The sequence below is a fragment of the Streptosporangium sp. DT93 genome, from assembly GCF_049844535.1.
Taxonomy (GTDB): domain Bacteria; phylum Actinomycetota; class Actinomycetes; order Streptosporangiales; family Streptosporangiaceae; genus Streptosporangium.
The window spans coordinates 1-19,400 of record NZ_JBNCLF010000027.1 but is presented as its reverse complement, the minus strand read 5'-3'; the positions used below and the strand labels follow the sequence as shown (position 1 = coordinate 19,400).

General features: G+C 71.4%; 17 protein-coding genes and 1 tRNA gene. 15 read left to right on the top strand and 3 right to left on the bottom strand.

All coding sequences use genetic code 11. The annotated features are described in order from the left end of the window. Nucleotides 1-223: 223 nt before the first annotated feature. Nucleotides 224-934, bottom strand: coding sequence for a class I SAM-dependent methyltransferase (locus ACLQ2R_RS35950; RefSeq protein WP_386246740.1), 711 nt, complete (start codon nt 932-934; stop codon nt 224-226). Nucleotides 935-1,321: 387 nt separating this feature from the next. On the opposite strand from ACLQ2R_RS35950, the gene ACLQ2R_RS35945 reads away from it, so the two are divergent. After that, complete coding sequence (locus tag ACLQ2R_RS35945; protein ID WP_425965886.1) at nt 1,322-3,712, top strand: ATP-binding protein; 2,391 nt, start codon at nt 1,322-1,324, stop codon at nt 3,710-3,712. 36 nt (nt 3,713-3,748) lie between these two features. Here the strand turns inward: ACLQ2R_RS35945 and ACLQ2R_RS35940 are convergent, their stop codons facing one another. Continuing rightward, nucleotides 3,749-4,768, bottom strand: a complete 1,020-nt coding sequence (locus ACLQ2R_RS35940) for an adenosine deaminase (RefSeq protein WP_425965885.1) — start codon at nt 4,766-4,768, stop codon at nt 3,749-3,751. A 314-nt stretch (nt 4,769-5,082) separates the two neighbouring features. On the opposite strand from ACLQ2R_RS35940, the gene ACLQ2R_RS35935 reads away from it, so the two are divergent. From ACLQ2R_RS35935 to ACLQ2R_RS35925, 3 genes are all read left to right on the top strand, one after another. Beyond that, complete coding sequence (locus ACLQ2R_RS35935; protein ID WP_425965884.1) at nt 5,083-5,208, top strand: hypothetical protein; 126 nt, start codon at nt 5,083-5,085, stop codon at nt 5,206-5,208. 223 nt (nt 5,209-5,431) lie between these two features. After that, a complete protein-coding gene (locus ACLQ2R_RS35930; protein ID WP_425965883.1) occupies nt 5,432-7,465 on the top strand; it encodes an ATP-binding protein in 2,034 nt (677 codons plus the stop codon). Continuing rightward, nucleotides 7,462-9,501: an ATP-binding protein gene (locus ACLQ2R_RS35925; protein ID WP_425965882.1), complete on the top strand. Its 2,040-nt coding sequence runs from the start codon at nt 7,462-7,464 to the stop codon at nt 9,499-9,501. The genes ACLQ2R_RS35930 and ACLQ2R_RS35925 overlap by 4 nt, the downstream gene beginning before the upstream one ends. Before the next feature lie 100 nt (nt 9,502-9,601). Here ACLQ2R_RS35925 and ACLQ2R_RS35920 read toward each other — a convergent pair whose 3' ends face one another. After that, on the bottom strand, nt 9,602-10,807 hold the full coding sequence (locus ACLQ2R_RS35920) for a pyridoxal phosphate-dependent aminotransferase (RefSeq protein WP_425965881.1): 1,206 nt from the start codon (nt 10,805-10,807) through the stop codon (nt 9,602-9,604). 306 nt (nt 10,808-11,113) lie between these two features. Here ACLQ2R_RS35920 and ACLQ2R_RS35915 point away from each other — a divergent pair. The 11 genes from ACLQ2R_RS35915 to ACLQ2R_RS35865 all read left to right on the top strand — a co-directional run bounded on the left by ACLQ2R_RS35915 (nt 11,114) and on the right by ACLQ2R_RS35865 (nt 18,872). Next, nucleotides 11,114-11,186, top strand: a tRNA-Trp gene (locus ACLQ2R_RS35915). A gap of 75 nt (nt 11,187-11,261) precedes the next feature. After that, nucleotides 11,262-11,510: a preprotein translocase subunit SecE gene (gene secE / locus ACLQ2R_RS35910; protein WP_362808628.1), complete on the top strand. Its 249-nt coding sequence runs from the start codon at nt 11,262-11,264 to the stop codon at nt 11,508-11,510. Nucleotides 11,511-11,588: 78 nt separating this feature from the next. After that, nucleotides 11,589-12,452 (top strand): transcription termination/antitermination protein NusG, encoded by an 864-nt coding sequence (gene nusG / locus ACLQ2R_RS35905; protein ID WP_425965880.1) that lies wholly within the window; start codon nt 11,589-11,591, stop codon nt 12,450-12,452. Nucleotides 12,453-12,599: 147 nt separating this feature from the next. Further along, on the top strand, nt 12,600-13,031 hold the full coding sequence (gene rplK, locus ACLQ2R_RS35900; protein WP_386246717.1) for a 50S ribosomal protein L11: 432 nt from the start codon (nt 12,600-12,602) through the stop codon (nt 13,029-13,031). Between the two features lie 195 nt (nt 13,032-13,226). Then, nucleotides 13,227-13,940 (top strand): 50S ribosomal protein L1, encoded by a 714-nt coding sequence (gene rplA, locus ACLQ2R_RS35895; protein WP_425965879.1) that lies wholly within the window; start codon nt 13,227-13,229, stop codon nt 13,938-13,940. Nucleotides 13,941-14,084: 144 nt separating this feature from the next. Further along, on the top strand, nt 14,085-14,918 hold the full coding sequence (locus tag ACLQ2R_RS35890) for an LppX_LprAFG lipoprotein (RefSeq protein WP_425965878.1): 834 nt from the start codon (nt 14,085-14,087) through the stop codon (nt 14,916-14,918). 302 nt (nt 14,919-15,220) lie between these two features. Then, nucleotides 15,221-15,745, top strand: coding sequence for a 50S ribosomal protein L10 (gene rplJ, locus ACLQ2R_RS35885; RefSeq protein ID WP_425965877.1), 525 nt, complete (start codon nt 15,221-15,223; stop codon nt 15,743-15,745). Nucleotides 15,746-15,827: 82 nt separating this feature from the next. Beyond that, entirely contained in the window at nt 15,828-16,217 is a 390-nt protein-coding gene (gene rplL / locus ACLQ2R_RS35880) for a 50S ribosomal protein L7/L12 (RefSeq protein WP_425965876.1), read from the top strand. A gap of 360 nt (nt 16,218-16,577) precedes the next feature. After that, complete coding sequence (locus ACLQ2R_RS35875) at nt 16,578-17,603, top strand: ABC transporter ATP-binding protein (protein ID WP_425965875.1); 1,026 nt, start codon at nt 16,578-16,580, stop codon at nt 17,601-17,603. Nucleotides 17,604-17,799: 196 nt separating this feature from the next. Beyond that, nucleotides 17,800-18,354, top strand: coding sequence for a hypothetical protein (locus ACLQ2R_RS35870; RefSeq protein ID WP_425965874.1), 555 nt, complete (start codon nt 17,800-17,802; stop codon nt 18,352-18,354). Next, nucleotides 18,351-18,872 (top strand): hypothetical protein, encoded by a 522-nt coding sequence (locus ACLQ2R_RS35865; RefSeq protein ID WP_425965873.1) that lies wholly within the window; start codon nt 18,351-18,353, stop codon nt 18,870-18,872. The genes ACLQ2R_RS35870 and ACLQ2R_RS35865 overlap by 4 nt, the downstream gene beginning before the upstream one ends. The last annotated feature ends 528 nt before the right edge of the window (nt 18,873-19,400 follow it).

The window sequence follows — 19,400 nt, the reverse complement described above, 5'->3', positions numbered from 1 at the left end:
GCCGGCGACCGGACGTCGCCGAAGGCGTCACCGCCCGGGCCACATCGGCACACGGGCGGCGTCACCGCACGGGTCCGCATCACCGCGGGCATGTCACCGTACGGGTCCGCACCACCGCACGGGTCATCACCGCTCGGGTCGCGTCACCGCGCGGGCGGCGTCACCATACGGGTCGCGTCGGGACGCGGGTCACTTCGGGAGGCGGGTCACTTCGGGACGCGGGTCACTTCGGGACGCGGGCGACGCAGAAGACGGTCTGCCCGAACGGCGGGCGGACGAAGCGCTCGATGAGGCGCGTCAGCGGCACGACCGTGCGGTCGTAGATCTTGACGAGCCGGGGGTCCGGGTAGCCGACGCCACCGCGCCGCACCGCGGCCCACCAGGCGATGCCGCCCAGGAAGTTGATCGGCTTGAGCACGTCGATGTCCAGGCCCGCCTTGGAGACCGTGCTGCGCAGGGTCGCGGGGGTGTAGCGGGTGACGTGACCGACCTTGCGGTCGAAGTCCCCGTACAGCTGCATGTAGCCCGGGACCCAGATGATGATCCTGCCGCCGGGAAGGGTGACCTTGGCCAGTGACCGCAGGGCCTCGACGTCCTCCTCGATGTGCTCCAGGACGTTCATCATCACGACGGTGTCGACCTTCTCGCCGATCGGGATCTCGGTCGGCAGGCCGAACTGCAGCACGTCGATGTCGTCGCGCCCCGCGAAGCGCTTCTTGAGCCGCTCCACGCAGTAGGGGTCGAAATCGCTGACCACCAGCCGGTCGAGACGGGGCAGGAACTGCTCGGCGAAATGGCCGAGGCCGGAGCCGATCTCCAGCATGGAGCGGCCCACGTGCGGGGCGACCATGTCGAGCTCGTACTGCCGGTAGTTCTTGGCCTCGTCCCCACCGAGGTGGTTCTCAAGGGCCTCGTCACCGGCCGCGGGTTGCACTACGCGGTCATACCCAGACATGCGGTTCCGTCCAGCTCGCTCGGGAAAGGCCGCGGCGCGAACCGCGGAGGGGGGACAGCCAGAGTCTAGTGGCCCTGCCCGCACCGCGATCGTCCGAACGATCGATCTCCGGCCCGGCGGCCTCCGGCGCCGTCCCGCGTCCGTCCCGCGTGAGACCGGTCCCGCCTCCGATTACCGGCTCCGCCGAATCACAGATAAAGCACCTGCATTTCCGCGCTTTTCCCCGTACGGGGGAAGTCCGGGCCGGATGCGGCGGTGAGATGTGCACCGCAGGACAAGGAAACCCCCTCCGGAAAAGGGCGGTCCCACCGGTTCGTGATGTGAAAACGGTGCGATTCCCGGAAAGTGGAAAAGGAGCGCGAACCGATGGAACAGGTCCAGTGGTGGCGCGGGAACCTCCCCGCGGAGACGAATCCCCTCATCGGCCGGCGGAGGGAGGTGCGGCGACTGCTGAAGCTCGTGGCCGACACGCCGCTGACCACGGTCGCCGGGGCCGAGGGTGTCGGCAAGTCCCGGATCGCGATCAGGGCCGCGTGGGAGCGGCGCGACCGGCACCCCGACGGGGTCTGGCTGGTGAGGCTGTCCGGCGAACGCGACGGCGATCTGCTCGCCGACACGGTCGCGGCCGTCCTCGGACTTCCCGAGCGGTCCGCGCGGTCGCAGACCGAGGCGCTGGCCGGGTTCCTCGCGGACAGGAGGCTCCTGCTGGTCCTCGACGGCTGCGAGCACCTCCTGCCCGACTGCCGGGACCTTGTCGCCGCGATCACGCCGGCCGCCCCGGACGTGAGGATCATCGTGACCTCCCGTCGTTCGCTGGGACTGCCGGGGGAGGCGCTGCTGCCGGTCGAGCCCTTCGACGTGCCCGGCCCGGCGGGGCTCCCCGGTCCGGCCGGACCGACCACGTCCCGAGGACCCGCACGGCGGCGGGAACCGTCCGGGCCTGAGGGGTCCGGGCCGGAGGGGCCTGAAGGGCTTCAGGGGGACGACGCGCTCCGGCTCTTCCTCGACCGCGCCCGCACCGCCATGCCGGAAGCGGAACCGGTCGGTACGGAGCCGATCAGAACGGGGCCGGTAGGCACAGAGCCGGTCGGGACGGGGCCGGTCGGGACGGGGCCGGTCGGGACGGGGCCGGTCGGGACGGGGCCGGTCGGTAGGGGACCGGTCGGCACCGAATCCATCGGCACGGAACCGGCGGCCAGGATCTGCCGGTTGCTCGGCGGCGTCCCGCTCGCCCTTGAACTGGCCGCCGGCGGGCTTCGCACCCTCCCTCCGAAGCGGCTCGCGGACCTGGTGGACGAGCGCCTGCGCGCGTCGTCCGGCGACGACGGTCCGGCTCTCCGCGAGCAGGGTGTTCACGATCCGGCCGTCCACGGGCGGACCGCTCCTGATCCGGCCGTCCGCGAGCGGGATGTTCACGATCCGGCCGTTCATGACCCGGCCGTCCAGGAACGGGCCGTCCAGGAACGGGCCGTCCAGGAACGGGCCGTGCGGGTCGCGCTCGGCGTGAGCCACGAGCTCTGCACCCCCGCCGAGCGGCTCCTGTGGGCCAGGCTCTCGGTCTTCGCCGGTGGCTTCGAGCCGTCCGACGCCGAGTGGGTCTGCGGCGGAGAGGGCCTGCGCGACGTAGCGGAGCTGCTGGAGCACCTAGCCGGGCGGTTCCTGCTGGAGCGCATCCCCGGCGGCTACCGGCAGCCGGTCGCGGTCAGGGAGTACGGGGAACGGCGGCTCGCCCTCCTCGGCGACGAGGCCCGGACGGTGCGCCGGCACCGCTACCACTACCTGGACCTGGCGCGCAGGGCCGAGACCGCCTGGTACGGCCCCGGGCAGGAGGAGTGGGCGGCCAGGCTCGCCTTCTCCATGACCGATCTGCGCGTCGCCCTCGACGAGACCTCGCCGGTCCGCGTCGAGCTGGCCGGCACGCTCTGGATCCTCTGGTTCTGCCTGGGCCGGTTGAACGAGGGCCGCCGTCACATGGCCCGTGCGATCGAGACGGCCCCGGTGACCGACCCCGGCCTGCCCCGGCTGCTCTGGGCGGACGCCTGCGTGGCCATCGCCCAGGGCGAGCTGGAACAGGGCCGATGCCGGGCCGAGGCGGCCCTGTCCGCGGCGCTCGACTGGGGGGACCACGCGGCGGCCGGGCACGCCCAGCTCGGGCTGGCCAGCCGGTCGCTGTTCGCCGGTGCCCTGCACGAGGTCGAGCCCCTCGTCGAGCGCGTGCGCGAGTCCTTCCGCCGGGCCGGGGCCGCCACCGTCAGCGAGCCGCTCGCCCTGGTGACGGTGGCGATGGCCGTCACCTGGCGTGGCGAGTTCGACCGGGCCGTCTCGGTGCTCCAGGAGGTGCAGCGGCTCTGCGACGCGCGCGGCGAACGCTGGGTCCGCGCGTGCGGGGACTACGTGCTGTCCATCGCGCAGCTCGGTCTCGGCCGCCTGTCCGAGGCGACGCAGGCCGCCCGGCAGTCGCTCGACGTCAAGTGGCGCCTGCGCGACGCCACGGGCGTCGCGCTGGCCGTCGACCAGCTCGCGGTGATCGCCGCGGTCGAGGGCGACGGCCGCCGTACCGCCAGGCTCCAGGGGGCCGGGGTACGGCTCGGGGTCACCTTCGGTCTGCGCGCCATCGGCTCGGAGGGCATGTCCGAGCCGAGGACCGTCGCCCAGCGGACCGCCAGGCAGTTGCTCGGCGACGAGACCTACGAGGCGCTCTTCGCCGAGGGCTACGGGGACGAGCCGGACGCGGCGGTCGCCTATGCCCTGCGGTGACCCCCGCGCCCGGAGCGCCGTCCCTCACCGTGCCGATCAGCCGTCCGACGCGAGCCAGTCGTTGATGCCCTGGAAGAGCCTCTTGCGCGTCTCCTCCGGCGCCGCCGAGACCCGGACGGACTGGCGGGCCAGTTCCGCCAGCTCCGGGTCGGAGAAGCCGTACACCTGCCTGGCGAGCTCGTACTGGGGCAGCAGCCGGGCGCCGAAGAGCAGCGGGTCGTCGGCGCCCAGCGCGATCGGCACCCCGGCGTCGAACAGGCGCCGCAGCGGCACGTCCTCGGCCCGTCCGACCACCCCGAGGCCGACGTTGGACGTCGGGCAGACCTCGCAGGCGATGCCCCGCTCGGCGAGGCGTTCCATGAGCCTCGGCGACTCGGCGGCCCGGACCCCGTGCCCCACCCGGTCGGCGTCCAGCACGTCCACGCACTCGGCCACGCTGGCCGCGCCCAGCAGTTCCCCGCCGTGCGGCACGGCCAGCAGCCCGCCCCGCTTGGCCAGCCGGAAGGCCCCGTCGAAGTCGCGGGCCCGGCCGCGCCGCTCGTCGTTGGAGAGCCCGAACCCGACCACGCCCTGGTCCATGTAGCGCATGGCGAGCCGGGCGAGCGTCTTGGCGTCCAGGGGGTGGCGGGTGCGGTTGGCGGCCACCACCACCGCGATGCCGATCCCGGCGTGGTCGGCGGCCCTGCGCGTCGCGTCGAGCATCAGCTCCATGGCCGAGGTGAGGCCCCCGAACGTCGCGGCGTACCCGGACGGGTCGATCTGGATCTCCAGCCAGCCCGACCCCTCGGCCGCCTCGTCCTCGGCCGCCTCGCGCAGCAGGCGGTAGACGTCGCTCTCGCGCTGCAGCACCGAGCGCGCGATGTCGTACAGCCGCTGGAAGCGGAACCAGCCCCGCTCGTCGGTCGCCCGCAACTGCGGAGGCCAGTCCTCCTGCAGGGCGTCGGGAAGGTGTGAGCCGTGCTCGCGGGCGAGGTCGACGAGGGTCGAGTGCCGCATGGAGCCGGTGAAGTGCAGGTGCAGGTGCGCCTTGGGCAGTTCGCTGAGGGGACGTGGCATTTCAACATGGTGCCGTACCCGGGGTGGTCGCGATGTTTCTTGGTCTCAACCTGACGGGGTCCCCACACGTTGGGGAGGGCGAAAGGGGACCTCGATGACGGAAGAAGACGAGGCGGCCTTCGACGAGTTCCTGGCCGCACGGAGTACGGCGCTGCTGCGTACCGCGATCCTGGTCTGCGGCGCGTCGCCGCACGACGCCGAGGACCTGGCGCAGAACGCGCTGGAGAAGGTCCACCGGCACCGGAGCCGGATCCGGCACGACAATCCCGGGTCCTACGCCCGCAGGGCTCGACGAGAACGGCACCCCCACGCTCGTGTGGACCGAGAGCCGGGACGTGGCCGTCGAGGTCATGATGAGCCCCGGCTACGCCGGTGGATTCGGCGACCGGGCCGGGGCCGAGATGCGGAAGATCGCCAAGGGGGTCGAGCCCACGAGGTGAGACCGGGTCGGCGGTCGATCCCTCTCGCCGTTTCCCCCTTGTTTCCGTAATTACCTTTTCACCTCAAAAGTGTTATTTCGGACGAACGTCACCGGTTTTCGGCGGCGTCCGTCCATATCTCATTCCGCCATATATCAAGGAAATCTGGGAAACGGGCTTTCAGTCGAGCGCGCCCCCGTGCGACCGTAGAGCCACACGTTGTCAGGAAGACGGTGGGGCTGCCATGGAAGCGGACGTCTTCGTCGGCAGGGAGACGGAACTCGCCGACGTGTCCGCCCTGCTCGAAAGGGTGCGGCACGTCACGCTGACCGGCCCCGCCGGGTCCGGGAAGACCGCCCTCGCCCTGCGGCTGGCCCGTACCCTCGCGCCGGCGTTCCCCGGCGGGGTGCACGTCGTGGAGCTGGCGGAGGCGCCCTCGGACCTGGAATCCCTGTCCGAGACCCTCGCCGACGCGATCGGCGCCCGCCACCGGCCGGACGTCCCGCCGCTGCGCGCCCTGGTCGACAGGCTCGCCGACCGCCGTACCCTGCTGGTCCTGGACACCTGCGACCGCGTGGTCGGCGCCGCGGGCATCCTGGCCGGCCTGCTGCTGCGCTCCGTCGAGGAACTGCGCGTCCTGACCACGAGCAGGCAGCGGCTCGGCCTGCCCGGCGAGCACCTCTACCCGCTGGGCGGGCTGACCGGCGCGGAGGCCCTCGACCTGCTGGCCGCCCTCACCTCCGGCGACCTCGACGGCCACCCCGCACCGGGCGGTCCCGACGACGGCCCGTCCGGCTCCGATCCGCCCCCGGACCCTTCGGGCTCCGGCCCGTCCGGCGTCGGCCTGTCCGGTCCCGACCGGTTCGACGGGGATCCGGCCGGGTTCTGCGCGCGCCTGGACAACCTGCCGCTGGCCATCCGGCTCGCCGTGACCGGCCCCGAGGAGAACGGCGCCGCCCGGCACGCCTCCATGCGCGTCGCCCTCGGCTGGAGCCACGAGCTGTGCACCCCGCTGGAACGCCTGCTCTGGGCGCGGGCCTCGATGTTCGCCGGCACCTTCGACCTGGAGGCGGCCGAGGCCGTCTGCGCCGACGACGCCCTCGGCCCCACCGACGTGCTCGACGGGCTGCTCGGCCTGCTCGACAGATCCGTCCTGGTCCGCGAGGAGGGCGAGGGCGGCGTCCGCTACCGCCTGCTGAACACCGTCCGCGCGTTCGGCGAGGTCTGGCTGGAGCGGCTCGGCGGGACCGAGGAGATCGGCCGCCGCCACCGCGACCACTACCTCGCCCTGTCCGCCCGCGCCGAGATGAGCTGGCAGGGCCGTCAACTGGAGTGGTACCACCGGCTGGTCCTCGAATGCGGCAACATGCGCGGCGCCATCGAGTACTGCTACTCCAGGCCGGAGGAGTACCGCAAGGGCCTCGACCTGGTCGGCAACCTGTGGTTCCTGTGGGCCTGCTGCGGCATGCAGGCCCCCGGCGACGACCTCCTCCAGCGAGGACTGGACCTGGAGCACGCCGCCGGCCCCGAGCGGGTCAAGGCCCTGTGGGTGCACGCCTGGGTCTCGATCCAGCGCGGCGACCTGAAACGCGCCGAACAGGCCCTCGCCGAATGCGCCGCCCAGGACGCCGACGGCTGCGCCAGCGCCTACGTCAGCCAGTTCCAGGCCCACCTGGCCGTCGTCAGGGGCGACGTGGGCGAGGCGCTGCGGCTCATCAAGCACGCCCGCGTACGGCACCGCTCCACCGGCAACGTCTTCCCCGGCTTCCTGCCCACCTACACGGTGGTCGCCACCGCCATGATGCTCACCGGCCGCCACGACCAGGCCGTGTCCGTCCTGCGCGAGGGGCACGAGCTCTGCGACTCCTGCGGCGACTACTGGACCCTCATCCGCCTGGACCTCCTGCTGGGCCAGGCCGAGCACTTCCTCGGCAACACCGCCTCCGCCGCCGAGTCCGCCCGCGGCGCGCTGCGCGGGGCCCGCCTGTTCGGGGACACGATCTCGCTCATGGAGGCGCTGGAGGTGTTCGTCGTGATCGCCGAGTCGGCCACCGACGACGTCACCGCGGCCGTCCTGTTCGGGGCCTCGCGGGCCGCGTGGACCGACACCGGGATCCCGCCCAGCCGGTCCCCAATGATCGCGCCCCTGCTCCGCACCGCCGAGCTGCGACTGCGCGGGCGCCTGGGCAGGGCGGAGTTCGACCGGCTGGTGGAACAGGGAGGTTCGATCAGCCTGCGGGACGCCGTGGACCACGCGCTGCAGGGGGAGCCTTCTTGACGCGGCGCGGCAACCTGCCGGTCGAGGTGAACAGCTTCGTCGGCCGCGCGGCCGAACTCGACGAGATCGCGAAACTGCTCGACCGCACCCGCCTGCTCACCCTGCGCGGGGCCGGGGGCGTCGGCAAGACCCGCCTCGCCCTGCAGGCCGCCCTCCTGCTGCGCGACGACCACCCCGACGGGGTCTGGGTGGCCGAACTCTCCACCGAGACCGACGGGGACCGGCTCGCGGGCACCGTCGCCGGCGCCTTCGGCCTGCACGAGGCCACCGGCCGCCCCGTCCTGGACTCCCTCGTCGACTTCCTCTCCGGACGGCGGCTGCTGCTCGTCCTCGACGCCTGCGACCACCTCGTCGGCCCCTGCGCCGACGTGGTCACGGCGCTGCTGGCCGGCGCGCCCGACATCCAGATCATGGTGACCAGCCGCCAGGAGCTCGGCGTGCCGCAGGAGGTCGTCCTGGCCGTCGAGCCGTTCCCGGTGCCCCCGCCGGAGGCCGCCGACCTCGCCGGCTACGACGTGATGAGCCTCTTCCTCGACCGCGCCACGGCCGTCGCCCCCGGCCTGCGTACCGACGAGCGGGCCATGATGGCCGTCGCCAGGCTCTGCAGGAGACTCGACGGCATGCCGCTCGCCATCGAGCTGGCCGCCAGCCACATGCGCGGGCTCTCGGCGACCCAGCTCGCCGACCAGTTCGAGAACCGCTTCGGGCCGTCCTCCGGCGGCGCGGGACAGCTCCTGCGCCTCACGCTGGGTGCCGCCACCGCCTGGAGCCACGACCTGTGCACCCCCGCAGAACGCCTGCTCTGGGCCCGGCTGTCGGTCTTCGCGGGCACCTTCGGCGCCGACTCGGCGCGCGGCGTCTGCGAGGACGAGCGCCTGCCGGGCGTGCCGGCCGTGCTCGACGCGCTCGTGGCCAAGTCCGTCGTCACCCGGGCCGGCGACCGCTACCGGATGCTCGACACCATCAGGGACTACGGCCGCGAGCGGCTCGACGAGCTCGGCGAGACGAACCCGATGATCAGCCGGCACCGCGACCACTACCTGTCGACGGCCATGCGGATGAGCACGCGCTGGTTCGGCCCCGACCAGCTCGAATGGGCCGACTGGGCGTACGCGGAGCTGCGCGACATCAGGGCGGCCCTCGACCGCTGCCTCGACTCCGGCGACCCCCGGGCGGGGCTGGAGCTGGCGGGCGCCCTGCGGGTGCTGTGGTGCCATCTGGGCCTGGTCCGCGAGGGCCGCCGCTACCTGGACCGCGCGCTGGCCGCGGCCCCCGGCCCCGACCGGACGAGGTCGAGGCCGCTGTGGGTGGCCGCCCACCTCGCGATCGTCCAGGGAGACATGCCGCTGGCGCGCTCCCGGGCCGAGGAGGCCCTGGAGTCCGCCCGCCGCCACGGGGACACCGAGGCCGAGGCCGAGGCCCACCTCCGCCTGGCCGGGACCGCCCTGCTGGCCGGTGACCTCCAGGACGCCATGACGTGCGTGCTGCGCGGGGCCAGGCGGCTGCGGCGGGTCCGCAAGGACGCGCACGCCGTGCTCCTGCTCCCCCTGCTGCTCGCGGTGATCGCCACCTTCGACGGCGACCTGGACGAGGCGGTGCGGATCCTGCGCGCGACGCGCCGGCGGTGCGAGGAGATCGGCGAGCTGTGCCAGCGCGCCATGGGGGACTACGTCCTCTCACTGACCCTGTACAGCCGGGGGGAGATCGCCGAGGCCTCCGCGGCGGCCAGGGCGTCGCTGGAGGTCAAGTGGCGGCTGCGCGACACGGTCGGCAGCGTCCTGGCCATCGGCCAGCTCGCCAGGATGGCCGTCGCCGAGGGCGACGGCCATCGCGCGGCCTGGCTCCTGGGCGCCGCCCGGCGGATCTGGATCACCTTCGGGCTGTCCGGCCAGGGCGTGGACTCGGTGTTCGAGCTCCGCGAGCCCGCCGCGAACCGCGCGGCGGCCCTGATCGGCGAGGCCGCCTACGCGCGGGCCTTCGAGGAGGGCGCGGCCGCCCACTACGACGCCGCGGTGGCCTACGCCCTGGGGCACTGACCCCCACCGCGCCCCGCCCGGAGCCCCGTCCGGTCGCCGCGCCGCGCCGTCCTCGCCCGGCCGTCCGGGCCGGACGCCTCGTGCGGCCGTTCCGTCGTGCTCAGCCGGCCTGGCCGAGGAACTTCGCGAGGCGGCCCACACCCTCGGCGAGGTCGTCGTCGCCGAGCGCGTAGGACAGGCGGAAGTAGCCCGGGGTGCCAAAGGCCTCACCGGGGACGACCGCCACCTCGGCCTCCTCCAGGATGATCTCGGCCAGCTCGGCGGAGGTCGCCGGGCGCCTGCCGCCGAACTCCCTGCCCAGCAGCGCCTTGACCGACGGGTAGGCGTAGAACGCGCCCAGCGGCTCGGGGCAGAGCACGCCCGGGATCTCGTTGAGCATCCGGACCATGGTGCGGCGGCGCCGGTCGAAGGCGGAGCGCATCTCCGCCACGGCCGACAGGTCACCGGTGACGGCGGCCAGCGCGGCGGCCTGGGCGACGTTGGAGACGTTGGAGGTGGCGTGCGACTGCAGGTTGGACGCGGCCTTGACGACGTCCTTGGGCCCGATCAGCCAGCCCACCCGCCAGCCGGTCATCGCGTAGGTCTTGGCGACGCCGTTCAGGACGACCACCCGGTCGCCCAGCTCGGGCACGGCGGTGGCGATGCTCGCGAACGTCGCGTCGCCGTACGTGAGGTGCTCGTAGATCTCGTCGGTGACGACCCACAGGTCGTGCGCGGCCGCCCAGCGGCCGATCTCCGCGACCTGCTCGGGGGTGTACACCGCGCCGGTCGGGTTGGAGGGGGAGACGAACAGCAGGACCTTGGTGCGGTCGGTGCGGGCCGCCTCCAGCTGCTCCACACCCGCCAGGTAGCCGGTGGTCTCGTCGGTCACCACGTCGACCTGTACGCCGCCGGCGAGCTTGATCGCCTCGGGGTAGGTCGTCCAGTACGGGGCGACGACGAGGACCTCGTCCCCCGGGTCGAGCAGCGTGGCGAACGCCTCGTAGACGGCCTGCTTGCCGCCGTTGGTGATCAGGACCTGGGCCGCGTCCACCCGGTACCCGGAGTCGCGGAGCGTCTTGTCGGCGACGGCCTGCCTCAGCTCGGGAAGGCCGCCGGCCGGCGTGTACTTGTGGAACCTGGGGTTCCGGCACGCCTCGACGGCAGCCTCGACGATGTAACCGGGAGTCGCGAAGTCCGGCTCACCCGCGCCGAAGCCGATGACCGGGCGGCCCGCCGCCTTCATCGCCTTGGCCTTGGCGTCCACGGCGAGCGTGGCGGACTCGGAGATCGCGGAGATACGCGCTGAGATGCGAGGACGGGTCATGACCCCATGGTTACAGACCTGTGCCGCTGTTCCGTCCGGATATCCACCATCCGGACGGGTCCGTGGCCCCCGCGGGTGGGGTCGCCCCGGCGCCCGCGGCTCCCGGACGGCCCCCGGCCACCGCCGCCGGGGCGGCGGGAGGGCCGTGACCAGGACACTCGCAGGGCACCCGCCCGCCGGTTCGACGTGATGGCCAATCACCCGTAGACTCCGGCATGGTCTTTCCGCCGCATGCGTGAACCGGCGGTCAAGACCGTGAGCCACGGACAAACTTCGGTCCAACCGATGTATGGTGGTTCATGTCTTAGGGCACTAGCGCAATTGGTAGCGCACCGGTCTCCAAAACCGGCGGTTGGGGGTTCGAGTCCCTCGTGCCCTGCGAGGAGCGGTCCGCGCATCTGGCGTCTAGCGCGCCGCTGTTATGCGTTGGACTCGAAGAATTCAGGTGAGGACTGTGGCGATCGACACGCGCGGCGAAACCGCAGACAAGCCGAGCGGTGAGAAGAAGACGAAGCGCACTTCTCCCGCCCTTTTCTATCGGCAGGTCGTCGCCGAGCTGCGTAAGGTCATCTGGCCTACGCGCAAAGAACTGATCTCTTACACCATCGTCGTCCTGGTGTTCGTTCTGCTCATGGTCGGGATCGTGTCGGCGCTTGATGCGCTCTTCACCGAGGGTGTGCTGAGAATCTTCGGCGGAGCCTGAGCCACGCCATCCGGCGGGCGGGGCGCCCTGCGGACGAGTCATCAGCCATCGATCATCGACGAAAAGAGAACGAGCACCGTGTCCGAGTCTGCACAGTCGGCCGGCGAGTCCCGCGACGAGCGCGAGGACGAGCTGGACAAGGCCGTCGACGTCACCGGGGATTCGCTTGACGAGTCCGACCGGGAGATCGCCGACGCCGATACCGACGCCGAGATCGCGGAGGCCGGGCCCGGCGGCGACGCCGGGACGCCCGATGCCGACGACGAGATCACGGAGGCCGGGCAGGCCCCGGCCGGTGCCGTCGAGGGTGACGAGGACGGCGCGGTCGACGAGGACGGTGACGTCCTTCCCGACGTCGACCCGGTCGAGGAGTTCAAGCGGCACCTGCGCGGCCTGTTCGGCGAGTGGTACGTGATCCACTCCTACGCGGGGTACGAGAACCGCGTGAAGTCGAACATCGAGACCCGGACGCAGTCCCTCAACATGGAGGACTACATCTTCCAGGTCGAGGTGCCCACCCACCACGTGACCGAGATCAAGAGCGGCAAGCGCCAGCTGGTCAAGGAGCGGGTGCTCCCCGGCTACGTGCTGGTGCGGATGGAGCTCACCGACGAGTCCTGGTCCGCGGTGCGCAACACGCCCGGCGTGACCGGCTTCGTCGGCCTGTCCAACAAGCCGAGCCCGCTGAGCCTCGAAGAGGTCGCCAAGCTGCTCGCGCCCGAGCCGTCCGAAGAGGTCAAGAAGTCCACCGCCAAGGCCTCGGCCGCGACGGTCGACTTCGAGGTCGGCGAGTCCGTCACCGTCATGGACGGCCCGTTCGCCACGCTTCCCGCCACGGTCAGCGAGATCAGCGCCGAGTCCCAGAAGCTCAAGGTGCTCGTGTCGATCTTCGGCCGTGAGACCCCGGTCGAGCTCTCGTTCAACCAGGTCTCGAAGATCTGACCCGGTCACGTAGACTTCGCTAGTCTGCCCCGCGCTCGCGGGGATGGTTCCACGATCGCGGCGCCGTTCAAGGCGCGGTCGCGGTCGGCCCCGTGTGCGCGGGGACTTCAGGAACGTCGCTCAGAGAAGAAGGACCCGGAGAGAATCATGCCTCCCAAGAAGAAGGTCGCAGCGCTGGTCAAGGTTCAGCTTCCCGCTGGCCAGGCCACGCCCGCCCCGCCGGTCGGTACCGCCCTCGGTCCGCACGGCGTCAACATCATGGAATTCGTGAAGCAGTACAACGCTGCCACCGAGGCCCAGCGCGGCAACATCATCCCCGTCGAGATCACCATCTTCGAGGACCGCAGCTTCACCTTCATCACGAAGACGCCCCCGGCGCCCGAGCTGATCAAGAAGGCCGCCGGTGTCGCGAAGGGTTCGGCCGTCCCGCAGAAGGACAAGGTGGGCAAGCTCACCCGCGAGCAGCTGCGCCAGATCGCCGAGACCAAGATGCAGGACCTCAACGCCAACGACGTCGAGGCGGCGGAGAAGATCATCGCCGGCACCGCGCGGTCGATGGGCATCACGATCGCCGACTAGCACCACCCGCCGCACGTGCCCGGCGGCGATCCCAGGGCGGTGAACACGCCCGCGGATCCACCGGGAGACGGCGGCCGCGACCACGGCCACGGCAGGGCCACGGCAGGGTCGCAGCACGACACAGGACGTCGACGTCAAGTGGAGGGGCCGGCGCAGGCCCGTACCACGGACACTCGGATTCACAGGAGTGAGCAAGTGAAGCGCAGCAAGGGATACCGCGCCGCAACGGCGCAGGTCGACCGCGACAACCTCTACAGCCCCGCCCAGGCGGCCAAGCTGGCCAAGGAGACCAACGTCGCCAAGTTCGACGCCACCGTCGAGGTGGTCCTGCGGCTGGGCATCGACCCCCGCAAGGCCGACCAGAACGTCCGCGGCACCGTCAACCTCCCGCACGGCACCGGCAAGACCGCCCGGGTCCTGGTCTTCGCGACCGGCGACCGTGCCGAGGAGGCGCGCGCCGCGGGTGCCGACATCGTCGGCGCCGACGAGCTGATCGACGAGGTCGCCAAGGGCCGCCTCGACTTCGACGCCGTCATCGCCACGCCGGACCTGATGGGCAAGGTCGGCCGCCTGGGCCGCGTGCTCGGCCCGCGTAGCCTCATGCCGAACCCCAAGACCGGCACCGTCACCCCGGCCGTCGGCAAGGCCGTCACCGACATCAAGGGCGGAAAGATCAACTTCCGTGCCGACCGGCACGCGAACCTGCACTTCGTCATCGGCAAGGTGTCCTTCGGCGAGCGTCAGCTCATCGAGAACTACGCCGCCGCCCTCGACGAGGTGCTGCGTCTCAAGCCGTCGGCGGCCAAGGGCCGCTACGTCAAGAAGGTCGTCTTCTCCACGTCCATGGGCCCCGGCATCCAGGTCGACCCCAACCAGACGCGGGCGCTGACCGCCGAGCTCGACGCCTGATACCAGACGTCTTCCTCGGAAGGCCTCAACCGAATGGCCATTCGGTTGGGGCCTTCTTCGTTCTCCCGGACGACGCGCCGGACCGCACCGACGCGTAGTGTCGTAAGTCAGGATCATCGGGGGAAACGAAGGAGTGAGGACGAAATGCGCCGATTGGCTCCCGCACTAGCACTGGGAGCGGCCGCGCTCGTCGCGGTCGCGGGATGCGGTACGCAGCAGGGCACCGTAGCCCTCGGAAACGTCAAGCTCGCCGCCGCCGACGCGGTGCAGCAGAGCGCACAGAAGGCGGAGACGGTCACCTCGTACTCCGCGGACGTGGTCCTCGACGCCAAGGGCGACGAGAAGAGCACGGGCAAGGTCCAGGGCAGCATGCTGTACCAGAGCCAGCCCGAGCTGGCGGTCGACATCAGGCTCGACACGATCGCCTTCGGCGGTCAGAACGTGCCCGGCGGGGCGCGGGCCATCCTGTCGGGTGAGACCGTCTACGTGAAGTCCGAGATGCTGAACAGGATCGGCGGCGTCACCACGCCGTGGGTCCGGGTCCCGATCAGCAAGGTCGACGCCCAGGGGCAGACCGAGATCAGGAAGTTCATGGACCAGGCCCGGCAGTTCGACCTGGCGGGCACCGTCAAGCTGCTGACCGCGTCCAAGGACGTCAAGGCGGTCGGCACCGAGGCGGTCGGCGGGGTCGACACGACCCACTACAGCGGGACCTTCCCGGTCGCCGAGGCCGCGCAGCTGGTGGACCCGGCCGAGCGCCAGAAGCTCCAGGAGAGCCTCTCGCACGCCAAGAACGTGACGTTCGACCTGTGGGCCGACGCCCAGAGCCTGCCCCGCAAGGTGACGCTCAGCGGCTCCGAGAAGAACGCGACGTTCAACCTGACGGCCCTCTTCAAGGGCTTCAACGAGCCCGTGAACATCGCCGCCCCGCCCGCCGACCAGGTGGGCGACCTGCCCGAGGGACGCGGCGGGAACTGACCCCCTCCCGCCCCCCGCTCCTTCGCCCGCGCACGCGCCCCCGGTCCTCCGGCCGGGGGCGCGTGCAGGCCGATTTGGCATCCGGGCGGCCGGGACGTAAGCTACAGACGCCGAAGACCGCCGGTCGTCGTCGGGCCTCATGGCCTGCCGACCTAAAGGATCCACGTCAGTGGACGGCCCGCGTAGGTGTGATGTGAGTTTTCATTTGGATTGACTTCCTCATGTGAGCCCCGTGCGCCTGCGCCGGGGCTTGTCCGTTTTCTGGGGGCCTTTGCCCCGGCGGCACATCTGGAAGGAGGCCCATGGCGAAGGCAGAAAAGGCAACGGCTGTCGCAGAGCTGAAGAGCAGCTTCGACGGCTCCAGCGCTGCCGTTCTGACCGAATACCGTGGTCTCACCGTCGCCCAGCTCAAGCAGCTGCGTGTTTCTCTCGGTGAGAATGCGAAGTTCGCCGTGGTGAAGAACACGCTGACCAAGATCGCGGCCTCCGAGGCCGGGTTCAGCCAGCTCAACGACCTGCTCGCGGGTCCGTCGGCGATCGCTTTCGTCAACGGCGACGTGGTCGAGGCTGCCAAGAGTCTGCGTGAGTTCGCCAAGGCCAATCCCCTCCTGGTCATCAAGGGCGGTGTGGTCGACGGCAGGTCGATGACGCCGGCCGAGATCACCAAGCTTGCCGACCTCGAGTCGCGCGAGGTCCTCCTCGCGAAGCTGGCCGGTGCTCTGAAGGCGAAGCAGGGCCACGCGGCCGCCGTCTTCAACGCGCTGCCCACCAACATGGCTCAGCTGGTCGAGGCCCTGCGCGCCAAGCGCGAAGGCGCCGACGAGTAGGTCCGCGCAGGCGGTCACAGGGGATTAACGCAACCGCGGTCCCAACTTTCCCAGCACGTCACATCCGTATGGAGGAACCACCATGGCGAAGCTCAGCACCGACGAGCTGCTCGACGCTTTCAAGGAGATGACCCTTCTTGAGCTGTCCGACTTCGTGAAGGTCTTCGAGGAGACCTTCGACGTCAAGGCCGCCGCTCCGGTCGCCGTCGCCGCCGCGGCCGCCCCCGGTGCCGCCGCCGCCGAAGAGGTCGAGGAGCAGGACGAGTTCGACGTCATCCTCGAGGCCGCCGGCGAGAAGAAGATCCAGGTCATCAAGGAGATCCGCGCCCTGACCAGCCTGGGCCTCAAGGAGGCCAAGGACCTCGTCGACGGCGCTCCCAAGTCCGTCTTCGACGGCAAGGTCAACAAGGAGCAGGCCGAGAAGGCCAAGGCCGCCCTCGAGGGTGCCGGCGCCAAGGTCACCGTCAAGTAGTTCGTTCGTCCCACGCGACAGGAGCGGGTCCACCAGGTGCCGGTGGCCCGCTCCTTTCGTGTGTCCGGCCCCGGACGCCGCGCCGCCCCCCGGACGACCGGGAGCGCCTCTGGACGGCCGGTCGCCCGTGGACGCCGAGTCGCCGGAAACGGCCACCGCCCGGGGACGGCCAGGCCGCCGGGAGATCCAGGCCGCCGGGAGATCCAGGCCGCCAGGGGACGCGGAGCCCGACCGCCGGAGCGCGACGATCGACGGAAGCTATTGGACCCCCTTCCAATTCGGGAGATCGCGGCTACCGTTGTTCCCATCGCGGGCTCGCGCCGGTGGAGTCCTCCGCCGCGCAGGGGCGGACGCCGTCCGGTGGGCCCACAGGAGGGCGGCAGGGTGGGCGTCGAGGTCGTGGTCGAGGGACTGACGAAATCGTTCGGCAGGCAGGTCATCTGGGAGGACGTCACGCTGACCCTCCCCGCGGGGGAGATCTCCGTGCTGCTCGGCCCCTCGGGCACGGGCAAGTCCGTCTTCCTCAAGACCCTGGTGGGCCTTCTGAGGCCCGAACGCGGCCATATCTGGATCGACGGCCACGACCTGGCCCACTGCGGGGAGAACAGGCTCTACGAGCTCAGGAGACTGTTCGGCGTGCTGTTCCAGGACGGGGCGCTGTTCGGCTCGCTCAACCTCTACGACAACGTGGCCTTCCCGCTGCGCGAGCACACCAGGAGGAGCGAGACCGAGATCCGCCGCGTCGTGATGGAGAAGATGGAGCTCGTCGGCCTCCTGGGCGCCGAGGGAAAACTGCCCGGCGAGATCTCCGGGGGCATGCGCAAGCGGGCGGGCCTGGCCAGGGCCCTGGTCCTCGATCCCGAGATCATCCTGTTCGACGAGCCGGACTCCGGGCTCGACCCGGTCCGCACGGCCTACCTCAACCAGCTGATCGTGGACCTCAACGCGGAGATCGGGGCGACCTTCCTCATCGTCACCCACGACATCAACACCGCGCGTACGGTGCCCGACGGCATCGGACTGCTCTTCCGGCGCGAGCTGATCATGTTCGGCCCCCGGGAGATGCTGCTCTCCAGCGACGAGCCGGTGGTCCGGCAGTTCCTCAACGCCAGAAGGCACGGACCGATCGGCATGTCGGAGGAGAAGGACCTCTCCGAGCTGGAGGCGGAGGCCGAGCTCGGGCACGAGCCCGGCGGCCTGCCGCCGATCCCGCCGCAGCTCATGCCGAGCGAGGGCCGGATCCGCCGCACGCAAAGCCCGCCGGGGGCGTGGCTGGCCGCCAACGGGGTCGTCCCGCCGCCGGGCTCGTTCCTGGACGAGCGGGGCCGCGACTGGCTGGCGGAGTACCCCCGCCTGGTCACGGCGCACGCCGGCGGCACGCGCTGACCGGGCCGCGAGCCGGTCGGGCGGCCGGCGCCGTGCCGCCGGGGAACGAGCCCGGCGGCGGGTACGCAAAGGCCGCCATACGGATCTGTGCGGCGGGTTATGATCCGGCGATCGGGGAGCATGCCGCCCTCGGGGGCGGGCGGAGGACCGTGCTCACCCGCCCGCGTTCCGCGGACCGCGCGAGGGGAGAGAACGCATGGCATCGCACGCCGCCCGCCCCCCGGGCTCCCGCCGCCTGAGCCGCTCCGCCCGCCCCCGCCGTCCCCGCCGCGTCGGCAGGCTCGCCGGGCCGGTGCTGGCGGTGCTGATCGCGGTGCTCCTGGTCGCGGCGCTGTGGGTCGGCGCCGACCTGCGCGACGCCCAGGCGGCGGCCGACGACAGGCAGGCCGCGACGCGGGCGGCGGGGACGTACGCGGTGCGCCTGCTGTCCGTCGGCCACCGCGCCGTCGACGCCGACATCGAGCGCGTCCTGGCCGCCTCCACCGGCCCGGCCAGGACCGAGTACGCCGGGAACGCCGCCGAGCTCAAGCGGACGACGGTCGCCGGGAGGCTGTTGCGCACCGGCGCGCTGCGCGCCTCCGCCCTGGTGTGGCTGAGGGGGGACACGGCCCGGGTGATGGTGGTGGGTGACGAGCTGGTCAGGCGCGACGGGAGCGCCGACGCGCCACGGGAGCGGTTCCACCGCTGGAACATGGAGGTGACCAGGACCGGGGCGGCCTGGCTGGTGTCGGCGGTGGAGCCGGTGCCGTGACAGGGGCCTCCCGGCTGGCGATCGCGCTCATGGCCGCCGTCGCGCTGGCCCTGTCCGGGGTCGTCTGGGTCATGTACGCCGACCTGAGCCGCCTGCGCGCCGACGACAGGGCGGCACGGGAGGCGCTGGCCACCGCCCGCGCGGTCGCCGCCGACATGCTCTCCTACGACCACCGGACGATCGAGCAGGATTTCGCCAGGGCGGGGGGGTACACCACCGGGGCGCTCAGCCTGCACTACAAGGAACTGGCCGGCAGCGTGGCGGCGCAGGCCCGGCGGGAGAAGGCGGTGCAGCAGGCCGCGGTGACCGGGGCCGGGGTGGAGTCGGCCTCGGGTCGCTCCGGCCGGGTGGAGGTGCTCCTGTTCATGAACATCAGCACCGTGAAGATCCCCGGGGAGGGGAGGGAGCCCCGCCGCGAGATCAACCGGAACCGGGCCCGTTTCATCATGATCCAGAAGGACTCCCGCTGGCTGGTCGCCGAGATCTCCACCCTGCTCGGCGACCCTCCCCCGCCGTGATCGGCGCGCCGCTTCATTCAATTGTTAGCAAAGACCTGGTTTGAGTCTGGCCAAGCTCCGGGTACACCGGCCATGGCAGCGTCGATCGTCGGCCGGAGCATCGGCCGGGGACCGCGACGCCGGGTCACTCTGCGTCAGTCACACCAGGTCGGTCATCGTCTTGGATCGTGGAGGTGTACGCAGGTCACCCGGTGGGAAAACTCCCAGGGCCGCGGCAGTTCCCCGGCCGAAATGTCAGCTCCCGGGCTTGACGTTTCGGTTCCGAAGAGCGATGCTGCGACCAACGTGGAGCTTGCAGCGAGACTGAAGTGGACAGGTGTATGCCGTTCGGCTACACTGCCCCTTTGCGCTGCCCTTTGACGACCCGCTTCTTTTGGTGCTCTGATGCATGGTCGTCTGGCGTGCGTGTAGTCAGTCCGCCGCGAGCCCTCGGAAGGACATCTGTTGGCAGCCTCGCGCAACGCCTTCGCCGTACCCGCCGGTCCCCGTCGTGTGTCTTTCGCACGAATTCAGGAGCCGCTCGAAGTT